Source organism: Amycolatopsis sp. TNS106, from assembly GCF_019330265.1.
Lineage (GTDB): Bacteria > Actinomycetota > Actinomycetes > Mycobacteriales > Pseudonocardiaceae > Amycolatopsis > Amycolatopsis lurida.
Genome location: NZ_CP024972.1, coordinates 5,229,017 through 5,247,496 on the forward strand (window position 1 = coordinate 5,229,017; position 18,480 = coordinate 5,247,496).

14 protein-coding genes are annotated in these 18,480 nt (G+C 70.6%); 4 read left to right on the forward strand and 10 right to left on the reverse strand.

The window, feature by feature from the left end; genetic code table 11:
* The first annotated feature begins 19 nt into the window (after positions 1-19).
* Both CVV72_RS23370 and CVV72_RS23375 read left to right on the forward strand, forming a co-directional pair.
* Positions 20-1,027, forward strand: coding sequence for a stage II sporulation protein M (locus CVV72_RS23370; RefSeq protein WP_219145819.1), 1,008 nt, complete (start codon positions 20-22; stop codon positions 1,025-1,027).
* Positions 1,028-1,044: 17 nt separating this feature from the next.
* A complete protein-coding gene (locus CVV72_RS23375; RefSeq protein ID WP_219145820.1) occupies positions 1,045-2,118 on the forward strand; it encodes a hypothetical protein in 1,074 nt (357 codons plus the stop codon).
* Positions 2,119-2,250: 132 nt separating this feature from the next.
* Here CVV72_RS23375 and CVV72_RS23380 read toward each other — a convergent pair whose 3' ends face one another.
* The 6 genes from CVV72_RS23380 to CVV72_RS23405 form a co-directional block, all read right to left on the reverse strand.
* The gene (locus tag CVV72_RS23380; protein WP_219145821.1) at positions 2,251-3,033 is read right to left on the reverse strand and encodes a hypothetical protein; all 783 of its coding nucleotides are present in this window, start codon (positions 3,031-3,033) and stop codon (positions 2,251-2,253) included.
* A 97-nt stretch (positions 3,034-3,130) separates the two neighbouring features.
* Complete coding sequence (locus CVV72_RS23385; protein ID WP_219145822.1) at positions 3,131-4,417, reverse strand: DUF58 domain-containing protein; 1,287 nt, start codon at positions 4,415-4,417, stop codon at positions 3,131-3,133.
* Complete coding sequence (locus tag CVV72_RS23390) at positions 4,417-5,376, reverse strand: MoxR family ATPase (protein ID WP_219154074.1); 960 nt, start codon at positions 5,374-5,376, stop codon at positions 4,417-4,419. Before CVV72_RS23390 ends, CVV72_RS23385 begins: the two co-directional genes overlap by 1 nt.
* Positions 5,377-5,393: 17 nt before the next feature.
* Positions 5,394-6,518, reverse strand: a complete 1,125-nt coding sequence (locus CVV72_RS23395; RefSeq protein ID WP_219145823.1) for a DUF4350 domain-containing protein — start codon at positions 6,516-6,518, stop codon at positions 5,394-5,396.
* Positions 6,515-7,156: a DUF4129 domain-containing protein gene (locus tag CVV72_RS23400; RefSeq protein WP_219145824.1), complete on the reverse strand. Its 642-nt coding sequence runs from the start codon at positions 7,154-7,156 to the stop codon at positions 6,515-6,517. Before CVV72_RS23400 ends, CVV72_RS23395 begins: the two co-directional genes overlap by 4 nt.
* Positions 7,150-8,301 (reverse strand): hypothetical protein, encoded by a 1,152-nt coding sequence (locus tag CVV72_RS23405; protein WP_219145825.1) that lies wholly within the window; start codon positions 8,299-8,301, stop codon positions 7,150-7,152. Before CVV72_RS23405 ends, CVV72_RS23400 begins: the two co-directional genes overlap by 7 nt.
* Positions 8,302-8,517: 216 nt before the next feature.
* Between CVV72_RS23405 and CVV72_RS23410 the strand changes: the two genes are divergently transcribed.
* On the forward strand, positions 8,518-9,603 hold the full coding sequence (locus CVV72_RS23410; protein WP_370641813.1) for a neutral zinc metallopeptidase: 1,086 nt from the start codon (positions 8,518-8,520) through the stop codon (positions 9,601-9,603).
* Between the two features lie 234 nt (positions 9,604-9,837).
* On the opposite strand, the gene CVV72_RS23415 is transcribed toward CVV72_RS23410, so the two are convergent.
* Complete coding sequence (locus CVV72_RS23415; protein WP_219154076.1) at positions 9,838-10,245, reverse strand: hypothetical protein; 408 nt, start codon at positions 10,243-10,245, stop codon at positions 9,838-9,840.
* 126 nt (positions 10,246-10,371) lie between these two features.
* Positions 10,372-11,448: a TrkA family potassium uptake protein gene (locus tag CVV72_RS23420; protein WP_219145826.1), complete on the reverse strand. Its 1,077-nt coding sequence runs from the start codon at positions 11,446-11,448 to the stop codon at positions 10,372-10,374.
* Positions 11,449-11,536: 88 nt separating this feature from the next.
* On the opposite strand from CVV72_RS23420, the gene CVV72_RS23425 reads away from it, so the two are divergent.
* Positions 11,537-11,923, forward strand: a complete 387-nt coding sequence (locus CVV72_RS23425; protein ID WP_219145827.1) for a hypothetical protein — start codon at positions 11,537-11,539, stop codon at positions 11,921-11,923.
* Between the two features lie 66 nt (positions 11,924-11,989).
* On the opposite strand, the gene CVV72_RS23430 is transcribed toward CVV72_RS23425, so the two are convergent.
* Both CVV72_RS23430 and CVV72_RS23435 read right to left on the reverse strand, forming a co-directional pair.
* Entirely contained in the window at positions 11,990-15,247 is a 3,258-nt protein-coding gene (locus tag CVV72_RS23430; RefSeq protein WP_219145828.1) for an ATP-dependent DNA helicase, read from the reverse strand.
* The gene (locus tag CVV72_RS23435; RefSeq protein WP_219145829.1) at positions 15,244-18,468 is read right to left on the reverse strand and encodes an ATP-dependent DNA helicase; all 3,225 of its coding nucleotides are present in this window, start codon (positions 18,466-18,468) and stop codon (positions 15,244-15,246) included. The genes CVV72_RS23430 and CVV72_RS23435 overlap by 4 nt, the downstream gene beginning before the upstream one ends.
* Positions 18,469-18,480: the final 12 nt, after the last annotated feature.

Below are 18,480 nucleotides of genomic sequence, written 5' to 3' on the forward strand. Positions count from 1 at the left end.
TCGCCGGGAGGGCTCCGAGTTGGACGTGGACGTGTTCGTCGCCGCGCATCAGGCCGAATGGAACCGGCTGCGTGACCTCGTGGGCCGCGCCGGGAGGCTCAGCGGCCCGGACGCCGACGAGCTGGTGACGCTGTACCAGCGCGTCGCGACACATCTTTCGATCATCCGCTCGGTCGCGCCCGATCCCGTGCTCGTGGCGCAGCTGTCCGGCCTGGTCGCGAAGGCCCGCTCGGCCGTCACCGGTTCGCACAGTCCCGCCTGGCGCGAGATCGGCCTCTTCTTCACCCAGCGGTTCCCGGCGGCGTTGTACCTGAGCCGGCGCTGGTGGCTGGCGTCGGCGGCGGCGTCGATCGCGGTGATGGCGATCGCGGCGGTGTGGATCGCGGGGGACCCGCAGGTGCTCGCGTCGCTGGCCTCGCCAGAGGAGTTCAGGGACCTGACCGCGCCGGGCGGGAAGTACGAGACGTATTACTCGTCCGATCCCGCGGGTTCCTTCGCCGCGCGCGTCTGGACCAACAACGCGTGGGTGGCCGCGACCTGCCTGTTCCTCGGCGTGGTGCTGGGCGTCCCGGTGATCTACGCGCTCTGGGCGAACTCGCTGAACCTCGCGATCGGCGCGGCGCTGATGTCCTCGGCCGGGCGGCTCGACGTGTTCTTCGGCCTCATCCTGCCGCACGGCCTGCTGGAACTGACCGCGGTGTTCGTCGCCGCCGGGACGGGACTCAAGCTCGGCTGGACGGTCATCGACCCGGGGCGCCGTTCCCGGACGGCGGCGCTCGGCGAGCAGGGGCGCTCGGTGGTGGTGATGGCGCTGGGGCTGACCGTGGTGCTGCTGATCTCCGGTGTGATCGAGGGATTCGTGACCCCGTCGGGCCTGCCGACGTGGGCACGTATCGGCATTGGAGTGATCGCGGAGGTCGCGTTCTTATTTTACGTGTTCGTCGTCGGGCGCAGGGCCGCGAAAGCGGGCGAAGTGGGTGATGTCGACTGGCGATACGCTGGAGATTCTCGACCTGAAGCGGGCTGACCTGGTTAGCTCCTGTCATGGGGAGAAATCGGTTACGCGGCTTCGCGATCTTCGTCCTGTCTGTCCTCGCCTCGACTCTCCTCGTCGGCGTGTCCCAGGCCAGGACCGCGTCCGCGCCGTCGGGCAAACTGAACTGGGTGGTGAGCGTCGCCGGATTCCGGACCGACGCCGACCGCAACTACCTCCGCCTCGGCTACCTCGTGTTCAACCCGGCCGACAACACGGTCGCGCACAATTTCTGGACCTGGAACCAGGCGGATTTCCCCGTTCCGGTCAACAGCGGCGACGTCTACTACTGCGGCGATTGGGCACCCGGATCCAATCCCCGCAACAACTGCCCGATCAAGACCGCGCCGGGCTTCACCGGTGAACCGAACGGTCACTTCACCGGCACCTACGCCGAGAACTCCGGGCAAGTGGCCATCACCTGGACGAAGAGCACCGTCAACGGCACGACGACGACCGTGAACCTCGCGGAGAAGTGGGCGGTCTCGGAGCCGCGGCCGGGCCTCGGCCGGATGCAGCTGGTGAGCGACGACTATTCGATCACCAGCGGCATCGCCTACGGCAGCAACGCCTCCCTCGCGCAGACCAGCAAGGCCCCGATGAGCTCGGTCCGCGCGACCCAGCGGTCGTACCTGCTCGAAGGGCAAGGGGTGAACGGCCGCGCGATCACCAACTGGACCAGGGGCAGCAGCGGCGCGCTCGGGGTCGGTCCGGGATGGAACAAGTGCGACGACGGCTCGTGCCTCGGATTCGTGCAGTACGACTCCGGCTGTGACCCGTCCTCCTGCTGCCCCGCCGGCCCCGGTTACGCGGCGTGCGCGCAGAAGATCATCGACACCGGCGACAGGCGGTTCTACTACCTGAGCGACGCCTTCGGCGGACGCCGCAACAGCTACGAGTTCTGGTGCGAATGCCTGTCCTACAACGGTTGCTACCTCGGCAACAGCCACGTGCGGCCGCTCCTGCAGGTGATCGACGACGCGGGCGCGTTCCAAGGCTGGGTCGGCGCCGAGGTCAGCCCCGACCGGAGCGGCTCGCGGGACCCGTCGGGCGAGTACTACTCGAGTTTCGCTCTGGTGGCCTGAGCCTGGCCCGGGGTCGTGAGTGGTAAGTGTCGTTCTAACGACACTTACCACTCACGACCGGCGAAGCGCGTGAAGGCCCCCTCCCTCGGCTGAGCCGAGGGAAGGGGGCCTTCACGCGCTTCGAGCGGTAGCTCAGCAGGTGCAGCTGCCCTCGAAGGTGATGCTGTTCCCGTCCTCCAGGCTCGCGCTGCCCGCGAACCAGATCTCGAACTCGCCGGGTTCGGTCAGCACGATCTTCGGGCTCGCCGCCGAACCGTCGGCCCCGGTCTTCGCGGTCGCCGTCTCGGCACCGCCTTCGAAGACCAGCACGTTCTTCGGCCGTGCCGCGCGGACGAAGAAGTTCACCGGCACGTCGGCCGCGGGCTGGCCGTTCTCCCCGACCACGCGCACCACGAACGGCTGACCGGGCGTCTTCGTCGACAGCCGCTGCCCATTGCCCGACAGGATCGCGAGCGTCCGCACGCCGGCCGCCCAGGTGTTGGAAAGCCCGGACAGCGAACAGACCTCCTGATACAGCCGAGCACCGGCGACCGGTGATTCCGCGGTCAGGCACCGGGCCGTCGCCACGTTCGCCAGCAGCACCAGCCCAGGCAGTCCGGCGTTGCGGCGCCATTGCTGGTGCCGGTCCTTGCCGTCGCATGCCACGAGTTTGACGCCGACCCCGTCGATGGGGCTGATCGCCGCCAAGCACTGTCCACTCGCGACATGCTTGTACGAAAGCGCCGCCTTGTCGTACATCCATTGCGCGCCGGCGTCCTTCGCGTCGGCGAGGGCGAGCTTGCCGTCGGCCGCGGCCAAGGAGATGGTGCCGCCCCCGTCGGCGAGGTAGACCGGCGTTCCGGTGGGCTGCGCGGAAGCGGGCGCCCCGGCCAGCAGCACCGAAACCGTCGCGAAGAACAGCACGAACCTGCGCAAGCCTGGGCCCCAATCGTGTCGGTCCGGATCTCCTCCGAGCTAACCGCCCGGGACACCCGCCGCCAACCGGCACCACTCCATCGGGTTCAGTCCGACATCAAAGCCGTCCGGCCGCCTTCAAGGCGAGATACCGGTCCGCCAGCCGCGGCGGCAGTTCCTCGGGCACGGCGTCGACGACCTCGACCCCGTGCCGCGCCAGCCGCGCGGTGACCTGGCGCCGTTCGGCCAGCACCCGCTCGGCCGCGGCCGCGTCGTAGACCGCTTCCGCGTCGCCGCGGCCCGCCGCCATCTCGGCGACCCGCGGGTCCGCCACCGAAGCGATCATCAGCTGGTGCCGCGAGGTCAGCTTCGACAAGATCGGGAACAGGCCTTCTTCCAGCGGTGCCGCGTCCAGCCCGGTCAGGAGGACGACCAGCGCGCGCCGCCGGGTCCGCCGCAGCACCTCCGCGACCATCCCCCGCGCGTCGGTCTCGACCAGCGAAGATTCGAGCGGCGCCATGGCGTTCACCAAGGCGGGCAACAATTCCGTCGATCCCTGGACCGCGGCGTGGACCTGCCGGTCGTACGCGAGGAGGTCGACGCGGTCACCCGCCCGGGCGGCGAGCACGGCCAGCAGCAGGGCCGCGTCCATGGCCGCGTCGAGCCGGGGCGCGTCCCCGACCCGGCCCGCCGAAACACGGCCGGTGTCGAGCACCAGCACCACGTGCCGGTCGCGTTCCGGGCGCCAGGTCCGCACCATGACGTCGGACGCGCGCGCCGAAGCCCGCCAGTCGATCGACCGCACGTCGTCACCGATCACGTATTCGCGCAGGGAGTCGAATTCCGTGCCCTGGCCCCGGATCAGCACCGCGTTGCGGCCGTCGAGCTGCTGCAACCGCGCGAGCCGCGAGGGCAGATGCTTGCGGCTGTGGAACGGCGGCAGCACCCGCACGGTCCACGGCACGTCGTGCGAACCCTGCCGTGCGGCGAGCCCCAGCGGCCCGGTCGACCGGACGGTCACCCTGGCCGCGATCCGGTCGCCGCGCCGGGTCGGCAGGAGCCGGGTGGTCACGACGCGGCGTTCGCCAGGGGGCAACGTCAACCGGTGCCGGTCGTGCGCGCCGGCACTGGGCGGCCAAGCGTCCCGGAGCCACGCGCGCACCGGGCGGCCGCCGGGATTGGCCACGGTGAGCGCGACCTCGCACTCCTCCCCCAGCCGCACCGACGTCGCGCCGGACCGCGCGAAATGCAGCTTGCGCACACTCCCGGCGAGCAGGACATCCAGCACCACCAACAGGAACAGCACCGTCGCGGCCAGCCCGATCCCGGCCAACGAGGGCAGCAGGAAACCGACCACCGGCGCCGCGAGGAGCGCCAGCAGCCCGAGCCGCCCGGTGACGGCCATCAGCGCGGAACGGGGACGGACGCGAGGACCCGGTCCAGCACGCCGTCGGCGGTCGCGCCTTCGAGTTCGGCCTCGGGCCGCAGGTCGAGCCGGTGCCGCAAAGCCGGACGCGCCAAGGCTTTGACGTCGTCCGGGGTGGCGTAGTCGCGGCCCGCGAGCCACGCCCACGCCCGGGTCGCGGCGAGCAACGCGGTCGCGCCACGCGGGGAGACGCCGAGCCGCACGGACGGCAGCGACCGCGTCGCCCGGCAGACGTCGACGATGTAGGCGAGCACTTCGGGACGCACGGTGACCCCGGCGACCGCGCGCCGCGCGGCGTCGAGCTGAGCGATCCCGGCGACCGGCGTGACCCCGGCGGCGCCGAGGTCCCGCGGGTCGAAACCCTGCGCGTGCCGGGAAAGAATGCCGAATTCGTCCTCACGGGACGGCATCGGCATGGTCAGCTTCAGCAGGAACCGGTCCAGCTGCGCCTCGGGCAGCGGGTACGTGCCCTCGTACTCGACCGGGTTCTGCGTCGCGATGACGATGAACGGGTCGGGCAGCGGCCGCGTCTTGCCGTCGCTGGAGACCTGACGCTCCTCCATCGCCTCCAGCAGCGAAGACTGGGTTTTCGGCGGGGTGCGGTTGATCTCGTCGGCCAGCAACAGGTTCGTGAACACCGGGCCCTCGCGGAACGAGAACTCGCCGCTGTGCGCGTCGTACACGATCGAACCGGTGATGTCGCCCGGCATGAGGTCCGGCGTGAACTGCACCCGGGTCGTCTCCAGGTCCAGCGCGGCCGCCAGCGCCCGCACCAGCAGGGTCTTCGCCACCCCGGGGACGCCTTCGAGCAGCACGTGCCCCCGGCACAGCAACGCGATGATGAGCCCGGTGACGGCCGCGTCGTTACCCACCACGGCTTTTCCGACCTCGGTGCGCAACGCGATCAGCGCCGCCCGCGCGTCGGCCGCACTGTCCAAATCGGACTGCTCGCTACTCAAGACCGCTCCACCTCTCGTTCCACGACATCGAGTCCGTCCGCCAGCCGCACGAGCGCGGCGTCATCGGCGGGCGGTTCCCCGTACAACAGCGCGCCGATCTCGGCGGGCGCCCGGCCGGTCCGCGCGGCGACGGACTCCACGAGCGCGGCCGGTTCGGCGTCGCGGGTGAGCCCCAGCAACGGCCGGAGCCGCGCGCGGGCCGCCTCCCGCAGGGTTTCCCCGGCGTGCGCGGCGGCTTTCGCCTTGCGATACAACCTCGCCCGTCCCTCGGTGGCCTCCGCCGCGCGGACCACGACCGGGATCGGTTCGGTCACCACCGGGCCCAGCCGCCGGGAACGCCACAGCGCCAACAACACCACCGCGACCCCGGCCTGCAACGCCGCGTACGACCAGCCCGCCGGGATCAGCTCGGACAGGGGCTTCTTCTCCGTCTCCAGCGACGGATCGGCGGCCGTCGGCAGATACCAGACCAGCCGCTCGTGCTTTCCGAGCAGCCGCATCGCCAGCGCCGCGTTGCCCTCGTCGGCCAGCCAGTCATTGGTCAGCGGGGTGGGGGTGCCGAGTACAGTGACCGTCCCTTGTGGACTCGGGACTTCGAGATACGAGCCGCCGTAGCATTCCTGCGCCCTCGGCTGCGTGGCCGAATACTTCAGGCCGCCCATCGTCGCCTTCCCCGCCGCGACGGGATCCTTCGCCTCGCAGTCGGGCTCGCGGGTCTCGGTCTCGGCCTGGCCGTTCACCCGCACGCCGGGAAGGATCTCTTCGACCGTACGAGGGCTCGGCTGCACCAGCACGACATGCTCGGCGTTCTGCCTGATCTCCGTGAAGGCGCTCTTGGGCACGTACTCGGGCTGGGTGATCAAGACCGTCGCGCCCCTCGCGACCCCCTTGGCCGCGGTGGCGGTGCGCACGACCGGGATCTTGACGCCTTCCCGTTCCAGCAAGGTCGCCAGCGCGCGGCTGCCGGTGGGCTCGTAGGAACCCGGTTCGAGCGCGCCGGTGGTCTGCTCGCCGCGGAAGAGCACGAGCAGCGTCCCGGTCAGCACGATCAGGAGCACGACGGCGAGCGGGAGCCGCACCCCGCGCCAGATCCGGCGGGCGTCGGGCGAAACGGAGGTCATCCGGCCACCAAGGCGACGGGCCTGGCACGACGACAGCTTTCGTCCAATTCGGACAGTGACCGATACCCGGCCTCCGTCGCGGGGATCCCGCCGTAGTGGACGTCGTCGAACAACCGGGCGCCCGCGCGCAAGGGAACGGCGACGCCGGGAAGCAGCCGTCCGGCTTCGATCGCGGCCTCGTCGGCGGTCCGCCCGGACTTCTCGTCCAGCAGCGCCCGCTCCTCCAAGGACCGCACCACGGCGCGGAACCGCTCACGGACGGCGTCGTCGAAGTCGCCCCGCGACGCGGCCTCCTCGGCCGCCTTGCGATGTTCGCCCGACGCCTTGCGCTGCCCGGCGAACACGGCTCGCCCGCTCTTGGCCGACGTCGCCAGCGGCCCCGACTTCAGCCGGATCACCACGACCACCACGATCAGCACGACGACCAGCAGCAGCACGGCGAAGATCCCGCCGGGTACCGCGCTGTCGAGCGTTTCGAGGAAGCCCAGCAGCTTTTCGACCACCCAGCTGAACGCTTCGGACAGCCAGCTCGGCCTCGCGGCCTGATAGGCCTCGCCCGAGAGCTCCTCGGCGGCGCGCAGCCGGGCGGTGTCCCGGTCGATGTCGACCGGGACCTCGGTGAGGAAACGCGTCACCATGCCTGCGGCGGGGGCGGCGTCGCGATCCCGGCCGCGCGGGCCAGCTCGATGTCCATGCCCTCGCGGCGCATCCGCTGATCGATGTAGAGGATCACGGTCACCAGCGCGGTGAACGGGCCGACGATCGTCTGCGCGATCACCGTGCCCACCGACTGCAGGATCAGGTCACCGGTCGACGGGACGTACATCTGGTCCAGATCGCCGAAAATGGACAGGAAGGCGCTGAAGCTGAACGGGATCGTGATGATGGACGCCAGGAAGGACGAGATCACGGTGGCCAGCAGCAGGATGCCGAAGACCCGCCAGAACATCCCCGACACCAGCTTCACCGACCGGCGGAACGCCTCCATCACCGTGCCGCGTTCGAGGATGAACGCCGGGCTGGCCAGCGCCCAGAAGGTGTAGGGGATGATCGCGGGCAGCAGGCAGAAGATCGCCGCGACCATGATCGCCAGCGTGTAGAGCACGGTCAGGCCGAGCAACGGAAGCAGCCGCGGCGTCGCCTCACGCAGCGCTTCCTTGAACGTGACCGGCTTGCCCAGCACGGCCTTGCCCATCAGGACGGTGAGGAATCCGGTGAGGACCGTCGTCCCGAGCAAGGTGGCGACCAGGCCGATGGACGACGACGCCAGCGTCCCGCCGAGGACGCCGAGCAGCTGGTTCATCAGCTCCTGATCGGTGGCCGCCGGGCCGAGATCGCGCATCCGTTCGAGATCGGCGGTCGTGTCGACCAGCAGCAACCCCACCAGATTGATGGCCGCGGTGAGCACGGCGGTGACCGCGGCGGCACCGAAGACCATCCGCCAGTACTTGCGCATGGCGGTGACCGCGCCGTCGAGGATGTCGGTCAGGTTCAGCGGGCGCAGCGGGATGACACCGGGCCTGCCGAGGCCGACCTTCCAGTTCGGATACTGCTGCTGCGGCGGCTGGTACGACGGCAACGGAGGAGGCGGCGGCGTCGCCCCGGACGGAGACTGCCACTGCTGCTCCGGCGCCGGCGAAGGCGGCACTTCACCCTGCGGCGGCGTCGGCGCGTCCGCCCGCGACTGTGCTGGTTCCCCCGCCTGCGACTGCGCTGGTTCCCCCGCCTGCGGCTTCGGCGTCTCGGTGCCTTCAGGCCCGGACGGTCCGCCGGTCTCCGTCATGCGACAGCCCCTTACCCGTTCACGTTGCTTGCGCCCACTCTTCCAGAGGGTCCGACACCCAGCCAGAGCTGGGGTGACGACACTGATGGGTGACCGCTCGCCTCACGCTGGATACCCTCTGCAGCCGAGCTGTGGGTGGGGACACCGTTAGCTCGTTATGCTGAACATCGGGCCGGGTACCCCCGGTTCGCCCCTAGAACCACCGGGACCGACTTGATGACGCAACCGCCCCACGGCCAGTGGCCGCCACGCGGCGCCGTCCAGCCACCGCCGGTGCACGGCCAGCACCCTGCCCAGTGGCACGGAGCGCCGCACCACTTCCCGCCTCCGCCGCCCCGCAGGTCCGTGGGCGCGATCATCGGTATCTGCCTCGGCGCGGTCGCCGTACTGGTCCTCGGCCTGGTGGCGATCGTTTCACTCAATCGTGACGACTCCGATCACGTAGCGAACGCGGGCTACAGCACACTCCCGGCCCCGTCCTCGCGGGCGGAACTGCCGCCGAGCGGGTCCTCATCGCCTTCGTCCTCGACGAACCCGTTCCCGACGTCACCGTCCAGGGCGCCGTCCTCGTCGAGCGGTCCGCAGAAGATCCTCAAGCTGGCCGACCACCCCATCCTCCAGGACCCCAACGCCGGCCTGCGGAACCGCGTCTGCACGCTGCCGCAGTGGCAGAGCAGCCAGCAGGCCGCCGAGGCGTTCTTCACGGCGGCGGGCAAATGCCTCGACAACGCCTGGGGCCCGTTCCTCGACGCCTACGACCTGCCGTTCACCCCGCCCGCGCTGCACTTCCCGACCGGGGCCAGCTTCGAGACCGAATGCGGCACGATCCAGGTGGGCATCGCGACGGCCGCGTACTACTGCGAGAACAACCTCTACGTGCCGTTCCGTGGTCTCCAGACCGACCAGTACGGCAACAACCCCGGCGTCTACCTCGCCCTTTTCGCGCACGAGTACGGGCACCACGTGCAGGAGGTCGCCGGCCTGATGGACGCGGCCTGGCAGAAGATCTACGACGCGGGCCAGAACAGCCCCGCCGGGCTGGAGATGTCGCGGCGCAAGGAACTCCAGGCGCAGTGCTTCTCCGGGATGTTCCTCGGCGCGCACGTCGACCAGGGCGGCACGGTCAGCCGGGACATGTACAACAAGGCCTGGAACGACCAGGAGACCCGGGGCGACAACACCTCACGCAGCCAGGACCACGGGACGAACGCGCACTACGCGTCCTGGTGGCGGGCGGGTGCGAGCAACAACCGGATCGCCGACTGCAACACCTTCTCGGCCCCGGCGAGCGCCGTTTCCTGACGTAGCGGAAGTACGTGAAGGCCCCCTTCATTGCGCTAGACGCAGTGAAGGGGGTCTTCACGTACTTGGGGGCGGGGTGCCGTTCGCCGACGGATGCGGTGCCGTCGTCGATTCCGGCTTGCCCGGTCCGGCTGGTCACCTGGGCGCGCATGTCGCGAAAGCCACTTTCGGGACATCACATGTCGCGAAAGTGGCTTTCGCGACATGCCCCGGCGGCGCCGCCGGCCGGAGGGATCAGGCAGTCGCCGGGACCCGCGGCCCGCGCAACACCAAGAAGACGTACATCCCGCCGGCGAAGCAGCTGAACACCAGCAGCGCCAGCCCGAGTGGCCGCCGCGCGTCGCTCGCTCCCGCCGTCGCGTCGGCCGCGTGCACCGGGACCGAGTCCCCCGAAGCGCCGTCGGGGACGACGACCTCGAGGCGCTCGCCCTTGCCGTGACCGCAGCCGTTGAGCGCACCCTCCATCGGCTTGCCGCCGAATTCGAACTTGACCTTCTCGGTCGAGCCACCGCCCGTGCAGGGGGCGGGCTCGACGACCTCCGCCTGCACTTTCGTCCCCTGGGGCTCGTTCGTGATACCGAACAGGCCCGGCCCGGCGAACCAGGCCAGGAAGATCACCAGCAGGCCGGCACCGGCCGCCACGGCCAGGGAGTTCCACCCCGGGGTGAGCCCTCTGGCGGGGTCCGATCGCTTGCGCACGAACGCCATGTTCCCAGAACGTCGCGGCAAAGCACAGGAACCCGGGAAGGTGGTAGCAAAGGTCCCCTGCTACCGCTCGATGGTCTCCGCGGAGGTCACCTTCCGGATGTACAGCAGCTTGTCCCCCGGCTCGATCGCGTCCGCCTGCGGAGCGTCCACGCGGTAGAGCACGCCGTCGCGGACGACACCCAGCACGATGTCCGGCAGATGCCGCGGCGAACCGCCCTCTTCGGACGGCTCCACCGGGCGTTCGGCGATCGCGAGACCGGACTCGGGGGTCAGCAGGTCCTCGACCATGTCGACCACCAGCGGCGTCGACGTCGCCATACCCAGCAGGCGTCCGGCGGTCTCGCTCGACACCACGACCTGGTTCGCGCCCGACTGCTTGAGCAGGTGGACGTTCTCCGCTTCCCGCACCGACGCCACGATGTGCGACTTCGGCGCCAGCTCACGGGCGGTCAGCGTGACCAGCACGGCGGTGTCGTCCCGGTTCGGGGCGACGACGACGGCCTTGGCTCGCTGCACGCCGGCGACCCGCAGGACGTCGGCGCGGGTGGCCGAGCCGTGCACGGTCACCAGGCCGAGTGACGTGGCCGCTTCGAGGGCCTGCTGGTCGGTGTCCACGACGACGATGTGGTCGGGTTCGACGTTCTCGTCCCCGAGCAGCGCGTTGACCGCCGACCGGCCCTTCGTGCCGAATCCGACGACGACCGTGTGGTCACGCACTTTCGTCCTCCACTTTTGGATCTTGAAGGCCTGGCGGGAGCGCTCGGTGAGCACTTCGAGGGTGGTACCGACCAGGACGATGAGGAAGAGCACCCGCAGCGGGGTGATCACCAGGACGTTCACCAGCCGCGCGGACGGCGTCGCGGGTGCGATGTCACCGTACCCCGTGGTCGACAGCGACACCGTCGCGTAATAGAGGCTGTCGAGGAAGGTGAGCCCGTCCCCGTTGGCGTCACGGTAGCCGTCCCGGTCGAGGTAGACGATCAGGACGGTCGCGAGGAGGGCGAGGACCGCGCCGATGATCCGCCTGGAGATGGCTCGCAGCGGGCTGACCGTCAGTTCCGGCATGCGGATCACGCCGACGAGCTCGTGGTCCGGGCGGTCGCTCAGCCGGACCGGGAAACGCTTGAGAACCTTCATGCGCAGGCTCCGGCCTGGTCCGCGTCACTCACGGTCGGGAGGATAGCCGAAGATCCTCACCTTGAGCGCGGTATGCGAAGCTCAGGGCATGTCTTCGGATTCCAAGCCGTCTCAGCGGCCCGCGTACTTCCTCGCCGGCCTGCTCGGCGCGGCCGGTGTGCTGCACTTCGTCCAGCCGAAGCCCTTCGACGCCATCATCCCGAAGCAGCTTCCCGGCTCCCCGCGAGCGTGGACGTACGGCTCGGGAGTGGCCGAGCTGGGCGTCGCCGCCGCGGTCGCCAACCCGAAGACGCGACGTCTCGGTGGGCTCGCGGCCGCGCTGCTGTTCGTCGTGGTCCTGCCGGGGAACGTGAAGATGGCCGTCGACGCCGACCGCCGCAAGGCCCCTAAGCACTGGCGGGCGGCGTTCTGGGCCCGCGTGCCCCTGCAGATCCCCTTGGTCACCTGGGCCCTGAAGGTGCGCGACCGCGCCTGACCCCCGCAATTCGTCACCTACTCGCGATAGTCGCACGCGCGATCACCGCAAGTAGATGACGAATTGCTAGATCGTCGGGACGCTCCGCAGGAGTTGTCGCAGGCCTTCGGCGTCCAGCAGATCCGCCGGCCGGACGGTCTTGTCGTGTTTCACGTAGTGGAACGCCGCGCGGACCTTCTCGACCGGCACCTTCTTGAGCGCCGCCCAAGCCAGCCGGTACGCCGCCAGCTGCACGGCCAGCGGTTCGAGCCGGTCCTTGTCCGGCACGGCGCCGGTCTTCCAGTCGACGACGGTCCAGCCGCCGTCCGCGTCGGCGAACACCGCGTCCATCCGCCCGCGCACCGTGACGCCCACGACGTCCGCCGAGAACGGGACCTCGACCGCGTGCGGCACCCGATGCGCCCACTCGCTCTTCTCGAACGCGGTCTGCAACGCCTCCAGCTCGGTGTCGGGGGCCTCGTCGACGTCGGCCGCGCCCGGCAGGTCGTGGATCTCCAGCAGCTGCTCGCCACCGAACCGCTGCTCCAGCCAGCCGTGGAACGCCGTCCCCCGGCGCGCGTAAGTGTTGGGGCGCACGGGAAGCGGGCGACGTAGCCGTTTGGCCAGCGCGGCGGGATCGGCCGACAGCTCCACCAGCTGACTGACCGAGAGATGCGGCGGCAGGACGACCTGCTGCACGCGATCGCGCGCCCGGGCGCGCTCCTCCAGCAGCACCTTGGTGTCGGAGATCCAGCCGTCCGGATCGTCCTCTTCCTCTTCCTCGGCGTGTTCGGCCTCTTCCATCGCACCGAGCACCAGATCGACGCCGCCTGCGACGCCTTCGCGCCGCGGCCACAGCGGATCGACCGGCCAGCGCGCCCGGCGGGAGTCGGCGACCAGCGGATTCTCGCCGTCGGTTTCGGGCTCGTCGGCCCAGTGCTCGATCCGGCCGACCGAGTTCGCCCGCATCACCTCGCCGATTTCGAGCAGGAACTCCGACGGCCCCTTCGGCCGCGCGCTGCTCTCGTTCCACCAATGACCTGAGATCAGCATCGTGTGCTCGGAACGGGTCAGCGCGACGTAACAGAGCCGCCGCTCCTCGTCCGCTTCACGCGCGACGAAGCCTTCTTCGTGCAGCTCCAGTGCTTCCTGCACTTCCTTGCGGTCCGCGCCTTCGGGAATCCGCAACTCCGGCAAGTCCTCGGAGTCACCGCGCAGCGCGGCGGGCAGCGAGGTCGACGTTCGCAGCCACGACGACGAACGCCGACGGCCGGGGAAGACCTCCTTGACCAGATGCGGGATCGCGACGATGCGCCATTCCAGCCCCTTGGCCGAATGCACCGTCAGCACCTGGACCCGATCCGGGACGACCTCCACTTCGCCGGGGGTGAGCCCGTCTTCCGCGTGCGCGGCCGTGTTCAGATAGTCCACAAAGGACAACAGAGTGGCCGTCGGCGAAGTCTCGGCGAAGTCCGTGACGACGTCGGCGAAAGCGTCCAGATGCGCGCGTCCGGCAGGCCCTGGGCGGGCCAGCGACTCGACATCGAGCAGCATGGTGCGCTCCACGTCGGCGACCAGCTCGGGCAGCGACTGATCCAGACGCCGTCGCAACGCCGACAGCTCGGCGCCGATCTTCCGGATCCGCCGGTAGCCCTCGGGCGAATACCGGTCCGGTGTACCGGGATCGTCGATGGCGTCAGCGAGCCCGGCCTGCTCGACCCGCTCGGTCACCAGTACCGGTTCGTCCACATCGGACTTCCCCGAAGGCGGCACGGGCGACGACAGCTCGCCCGCTCGGCGCCACAACGCCGCGAGGTCGGCCGCCGCGATCCGCCAGCGCGCCCCGGTCAGCAACCGCGCCGCCGCGCTCCCCGCGAGCGGATCGGCGAGCACCCGCAACGTGCTGACCAGGTCCGCGACCTCGGGTTCGTCGAGGAGGCCGCCGAGACCGACGACCTCCACCGGCAGCCCGCGTGCCCGCATTTCCGCCGCGATCGGCGCCATGTCGGCGCGACGGCGCACCAGCACCGCGGCCGTCGGCGGCTTTCCGGTCTCCTCCATGGTTTCGAACCAGCGCTTCGCCACCGCGTCGGCCACCCACTCGCGTTCGGCGCGGACGTCCGGCAGCAGCGCGGCGGCGATATCGGCCGTCCCCGCGCCTTCCAGCGCACGCAGCCGCGCGACGCCGAGACCGCGTTCCCGCAACGGCTCCGAGATCGCGTTCGCGAGTTCGAGCACCTCGGGCGGGTTGCGGAAACTGGTCAGCAGCCCGAAATCCCAGGCCGGGACGAGCCGTTCGCCGTTGTCGCGGGGGAAGTCCGTGGTGAACCGGGGCAGGTTCGCCGCGCTCGCCCCACGCCAGCCGTAGATGGCCTGCGCCGGGTCGCCCACCGCCGTCACCGGCATCGGCGGATGCTCGACACCGCCGAACAGCGACCGCAGCAGGATGCGCTGAGCGTGCCCGGTGTCCTGGTATTCGTCGAGCAGAACGGCGCCGTAACGCTCGCGCTCCCCCGCGACCACCGCCGGATAGCTGCTGGCGAGCTGCGCGGCCAGCGACATCTGGTCGGCGAAGTCGAGCGCACCCTCGGCTCGCTTCCGCGCGTGGTACGCCTCGACCAGCGGCAGGAGCGCGAGCCGGAACCGTTGCGCGGCCATGACTTCGGCCAGTTTCTGCGGCAACGACGCGCGCTGCCCCTTCGCGCGCGGCGCGTTCTCGATGACCTCGCACAGCCAGGACGTATACCCCGCGAGCCGTTCGGTCTCGACCAGATGCTCGCCGAGTTCCCCGGCCAGCGCCAGCAGGTGCGCCGTCACCGTGGAGGGCACGCGGTCGGTGTCCAGATCGTTGTCCCAAGTGGACACGACGCGATGCGAGAACTGCCACGAAGACGTCTCCGAAAGCAGCCGGACGCCGGGCTGGACGGGCAACCGCAGGCCGTGCTCGGACAGCAGACGTCCGGCGTACGCGTGGTATGTCAGCACCGTCGGCTCACCCGCGGTCACCGTCGTGCGCAGGTCGCCGGTCGGGTCGATCTTGTCGAGCAACCCCGATCCGACCAGACGGCGCAACCGGGTGCGGACCCGCTCACCGAGCTGGCGGGCGGCCTTGCGGGTGAAGGTCAGGCCGAGCACGCGTTCCGGCGGGACGACGCTGTTGGCCACCAGCCACACCACCCGCGCGGCCATCGTCTCGGTCTTGCCCGCACCCGCGCCCGCGACGACCAGCGACGGCTCGATCGGCGCGGCGATCACCTCGGCCTGCTCGTCGGTCGGGCTGTGCAGCCCGAGCGCGCGGGCGATCTCGCCCGGCTCGACCTGGCGGCGCTGAAGTTCGGAGATCAAGGGCCGGTCACCTGCCTGCCCTCGGGCCGGAGCGGGCAGCAACCCCTCGCCGGGCAACGATCACAGTCCGGGTTCTCGGTGACACCGTACTCCGGGCCCGCGGCGGATCCGGCCGCCGAACGCACCAGTTCCAGCCACTGCTTGCCGCCGTCCTCGTCCAGCGGCGCCTGCTCACGCTGGGTGGATCCGGTCTTGTTGTTGGACTTCGCGACGTAGACCAGCCGCGCGCCACCGGGTTTCGAACCGCCCTCGACCGCGCCGAGCAGCACGGCGAGCTGGTACGCGGCGAGCTGCGGATGCTGTTCGGCGTCGGCGGCGGAGATCGGGACCTTGCCGGTCTTGATGTCGATGACGACCGGACGGCCGTCCTTGTCCATCTCCACGCGGTCGACGCGGCCGCGCAAGAGCACGCGGACGTCGCCGGTGTCACTGTCGCCGACCGGCAACTCGACCTCGATGTCCTGCTCGACCCCGGCTTCGATCAGCTCCTTGCGGCTGGATTCCAGCCAGGTGATGAAGTTCCGCAGCATCTGCTCGACCCGCGACCGCTCGCGGCGCGAGAACCACGGCGCCCCCGCGTCGACCCGCACCCACGCTTCGTCGAGGGCGGCGCGGATCTGCTCGTCACTGCTGCCGCCCGCGACCGCCTGCGCGAGCCCGTGCACCAGGGTTCCCGTGACCGCCGCGAGTTGCGCCGGGTCGCTACCGCCGTGGCGTTCGATCAGCCAGCGCAGCGGGCATTTGACCAGAACCTCCACAGTGGACGGGGAAATCCGGATGAGATCGCCCGGCCCGTGCACGGGTTCACCGGTGGAAGGCTCCAGCAGGCCGTACCAGGTGCCCGGATGCGCGCCCGGCACCCCGGCGGCGGCCAGTTTGGCGAGCTGGCGCGCCGCCCGTTTCCGCCTTTCCGGCTCGCTCGATTCGTCGCAGACGACTTCGCGCAGTTCACCGACGAGTTCGGCGAGCACGAGCGAGCGTCCCGCCGGTTTCATCCGCGAGTCGAGACCGCCGTCGTCCGCGCCGTTCTCCTCCAGGTCGTCGATGAACCGCGAGGGCTGCTCGTCCTCCCCCGCGACCGCGCTGACCAGCAACGTCTTCCGTGCGCGACTCGCGGCGAGATAGAACAGCCGCCGCTCCTCGGCGAGGATCGGCGCGGTGGCGGACACCTTTTCGGCGTCGACGCCGGACATGAGGTCGACCAGCCGCTCGACACCGAGCACGGAACCGCGCAGCCGCAGATCCGGCCAGCTGCCCTCCTGGACACCGGCGATGGCCACGACCGTCCACTCGCGACCGGCGGACGCGTGCGCCGTGAGCAGCGAGACGCCGTCACTCTTCATCGCGGCGGGCGCCAGCGTGTCACCGGCGATGTTCTGCGAGGACAGGTAATCCGCGAACGAGGCGACACTCGCCTTCGGCAGCCTGTCGACATAGCGACCGGCGGCGTCGAACAAAGCGACGATGGCGTCGAGGTCGCGATCCGCCTGCGAGCCGAGCGAACCACCACGATCGACCATACGCAGCAGGCGCTCCTCCAGACCGCTCGCCTGCCAAAGATCCCACAGCACCTGCTCGACACCGTCCCCGCGTACGACGGCCTGGTGCGCGGCGTGCAGCAGGCCGCCGATCCGGCGCATCGGCAGCGCCTCGGCCTCGGCGAGACCGGTGAGGACGTCGTTGGCACGCAAGGCTTCCACCAGCAGTTCGTCGCTGGACCGCTGCCCGCCTCCCGCGAGCTCCAGCCTGCGCAGGCCGCGACGCAGCCTGCGCAGGGCGAGCGGATCCGCGCCACCCAAGGGCGAGGACAGCAGCATCTCGGCGAGGTCGACGTCGAGCAGCTCCGGATCCGCGGCGAGCCGCAACATCGCCAGCAGAGGACGAACTGCGGGCTGCTTCGCGAGCGGCAGTTCTTCGGTGGCGGAACCGATGGGCACCCCGGCCGCCCGCAGCGCACGTTGCAGGACAAGGAAAGTACGAGCGGGCGAGCGGACGAGCACCGCCATCTCCGACCACGGCACGCCGTCGACGAGATGCGCGCGGCGGAGCTGATCGGCGATCCAGCTCGCCTCGGCGGCCGGGGTCGGCATCAGGCGGACCCGGACGGCACCGCCCTCGGCGTCCGGCGCGTCGACGAGTTTGCGCTGCGGCGACGAACCGGGCAGCACCGAACCGAGTTTCGTGACGGCCGTGCGGATCACCGGGGCGAGCCGATGGGCCGTGGTCAGCAGGACCGTGCGCTCGCCTTCCTCGTCCGCGTCGGCGAACAGGCTGGGATCCGCGCCGCGGAAGGAGAACACGGACTGATCGGGGTCGCCCGCGACGACGAACTCGTCGGCCGCGTGCCCGATGAGCCGGATGAGCTGGGTCTGCAACGGGTCGAGATGCTGCGCGTCGTCGACGAAGAGATGCCGGACACGGCGCTGCTCGCGTTCGCGCAGTTCGGGATCGTCTTCCAGCGCGAGCAGCGCCGAAGTGACCAGCTCGGCGGCGTCCAGCGCGGGCGCGCTCGCGACGCCGAGCGCGTTGCCGCCCGCGCCCTGCAGCAGCGTGACCTCTTCGTACTGGCTCCAGAAGCGCCCGGCCGCGACCCACTCCTCGCGGCCGCGGCGCCTGCCGAGTTCGACCAGATCCTCCGGGCCGAGCCCGCGTTCGGCGGCGCGGAGCAGGAGATCTCGCAGTTCCTCGGCGAATCCGGGCACGCCCAACGCGGGCCGCAGCTGCTCCGGCCAGTCGAGCGCGCCCTCTTCGAGGTCGCCCGCGAGCAGGTCTCGGACGACGACGTCCTGTTCCGCTCCGGCCAGCAGGCGGGGCGGCGGGAGATCGTCGGCCTGCGCCTCCATCCGCAACAGCGCGTACGCGTACGAGTGCACCGTGCGCACGAGCGGCTCACGGATCGTGCGCGGCAGCGGATCCTCTTCCGGATCGGTGGTGAGCCGGTGGGTGATGTCGGCGCGCAGGACCTCGGCCGCCTTGCGGGAGGTGGTCAGGATGAGCACGCTCTCCGGGTTCGCGCCCTCCGCGATGCGCCGCGACGCCGCCGACGCCAGCAACGCCGTCTTGCCCGTACCCGGCCCGCCGAGGACCCGTCGGAAGCCGTCCGGGGCGGCCAGCAGGCGACGGGCGCCGGAATCCCATTGGAAGGACGGCGTGCCGGTGACCGGCGTGCGGACCAGCCGCGCGTCGGTTCCTGCCGCTGTTCGCCGCCCGTTCACGCCCACGATGGAACCACG

Bases quoted from the DNA above. Each gene is read 5' to 3' on its own strand.
- CVV72_RS23375 (WP_219145820.1), top strand. From the start codon at position 1,045: ATGGGGAGAAATCGGTTACGCGGCTTCGCGATCTTCGTCCTGTCTGTC.
- CVV72_RS23395 (WP_219145823.1), bottom strand. From the start codon at position 6,518: ATGACCTCCGTTTCGCCCGACGCCCGCCGGATCTGGCGCGGGGTGCGG.
- CVV72_RS23400 (WP_219145824.1), bottom strand. From the start codon at position 7,156: ATGGTGACGCGTTTCCTCACCGAGGTCCCGGTCGACATCGACCGGGAC.
- CVV72_RS23425 (WP_219145827.1), top strand. From the start codon at position 11,537: ATGTCTTCGGATTCCAAGCCGTCTCAGCGGCCCGCGTACTTCCTCGCC.
- CVV72_RS23420 (WP_219145826.1), bottom strand. From the start codon at position 11,448: ATGAAGGTTCTCAAGCGTTTCCCGGTCCGGCTGAGCGACCGCCCGGAC.
- CVV72_RS23385 (WP_219145822.1), bottom strand. From the start codon at position 4,417: ATGGCCGTCACCGGGCGGCTCGGGCTGCTGGCGCTCCTCGCGGCGCCG.
- CVV72_RS23405 (WP_219145825.1), bottom strand. From the start codon at position 8,301: ATGACGGAGACCGGCGGACCGTCCGGGCCTGAAGGCACCGAGACGCCG.
- CVV72_RS23410 (WP_370641813.1), top strand. From the start codon at position 8,518: ATGACGCAACCGCCCCACGGCCAGTGGCCGCCACGCGGCGCCGTCCAG.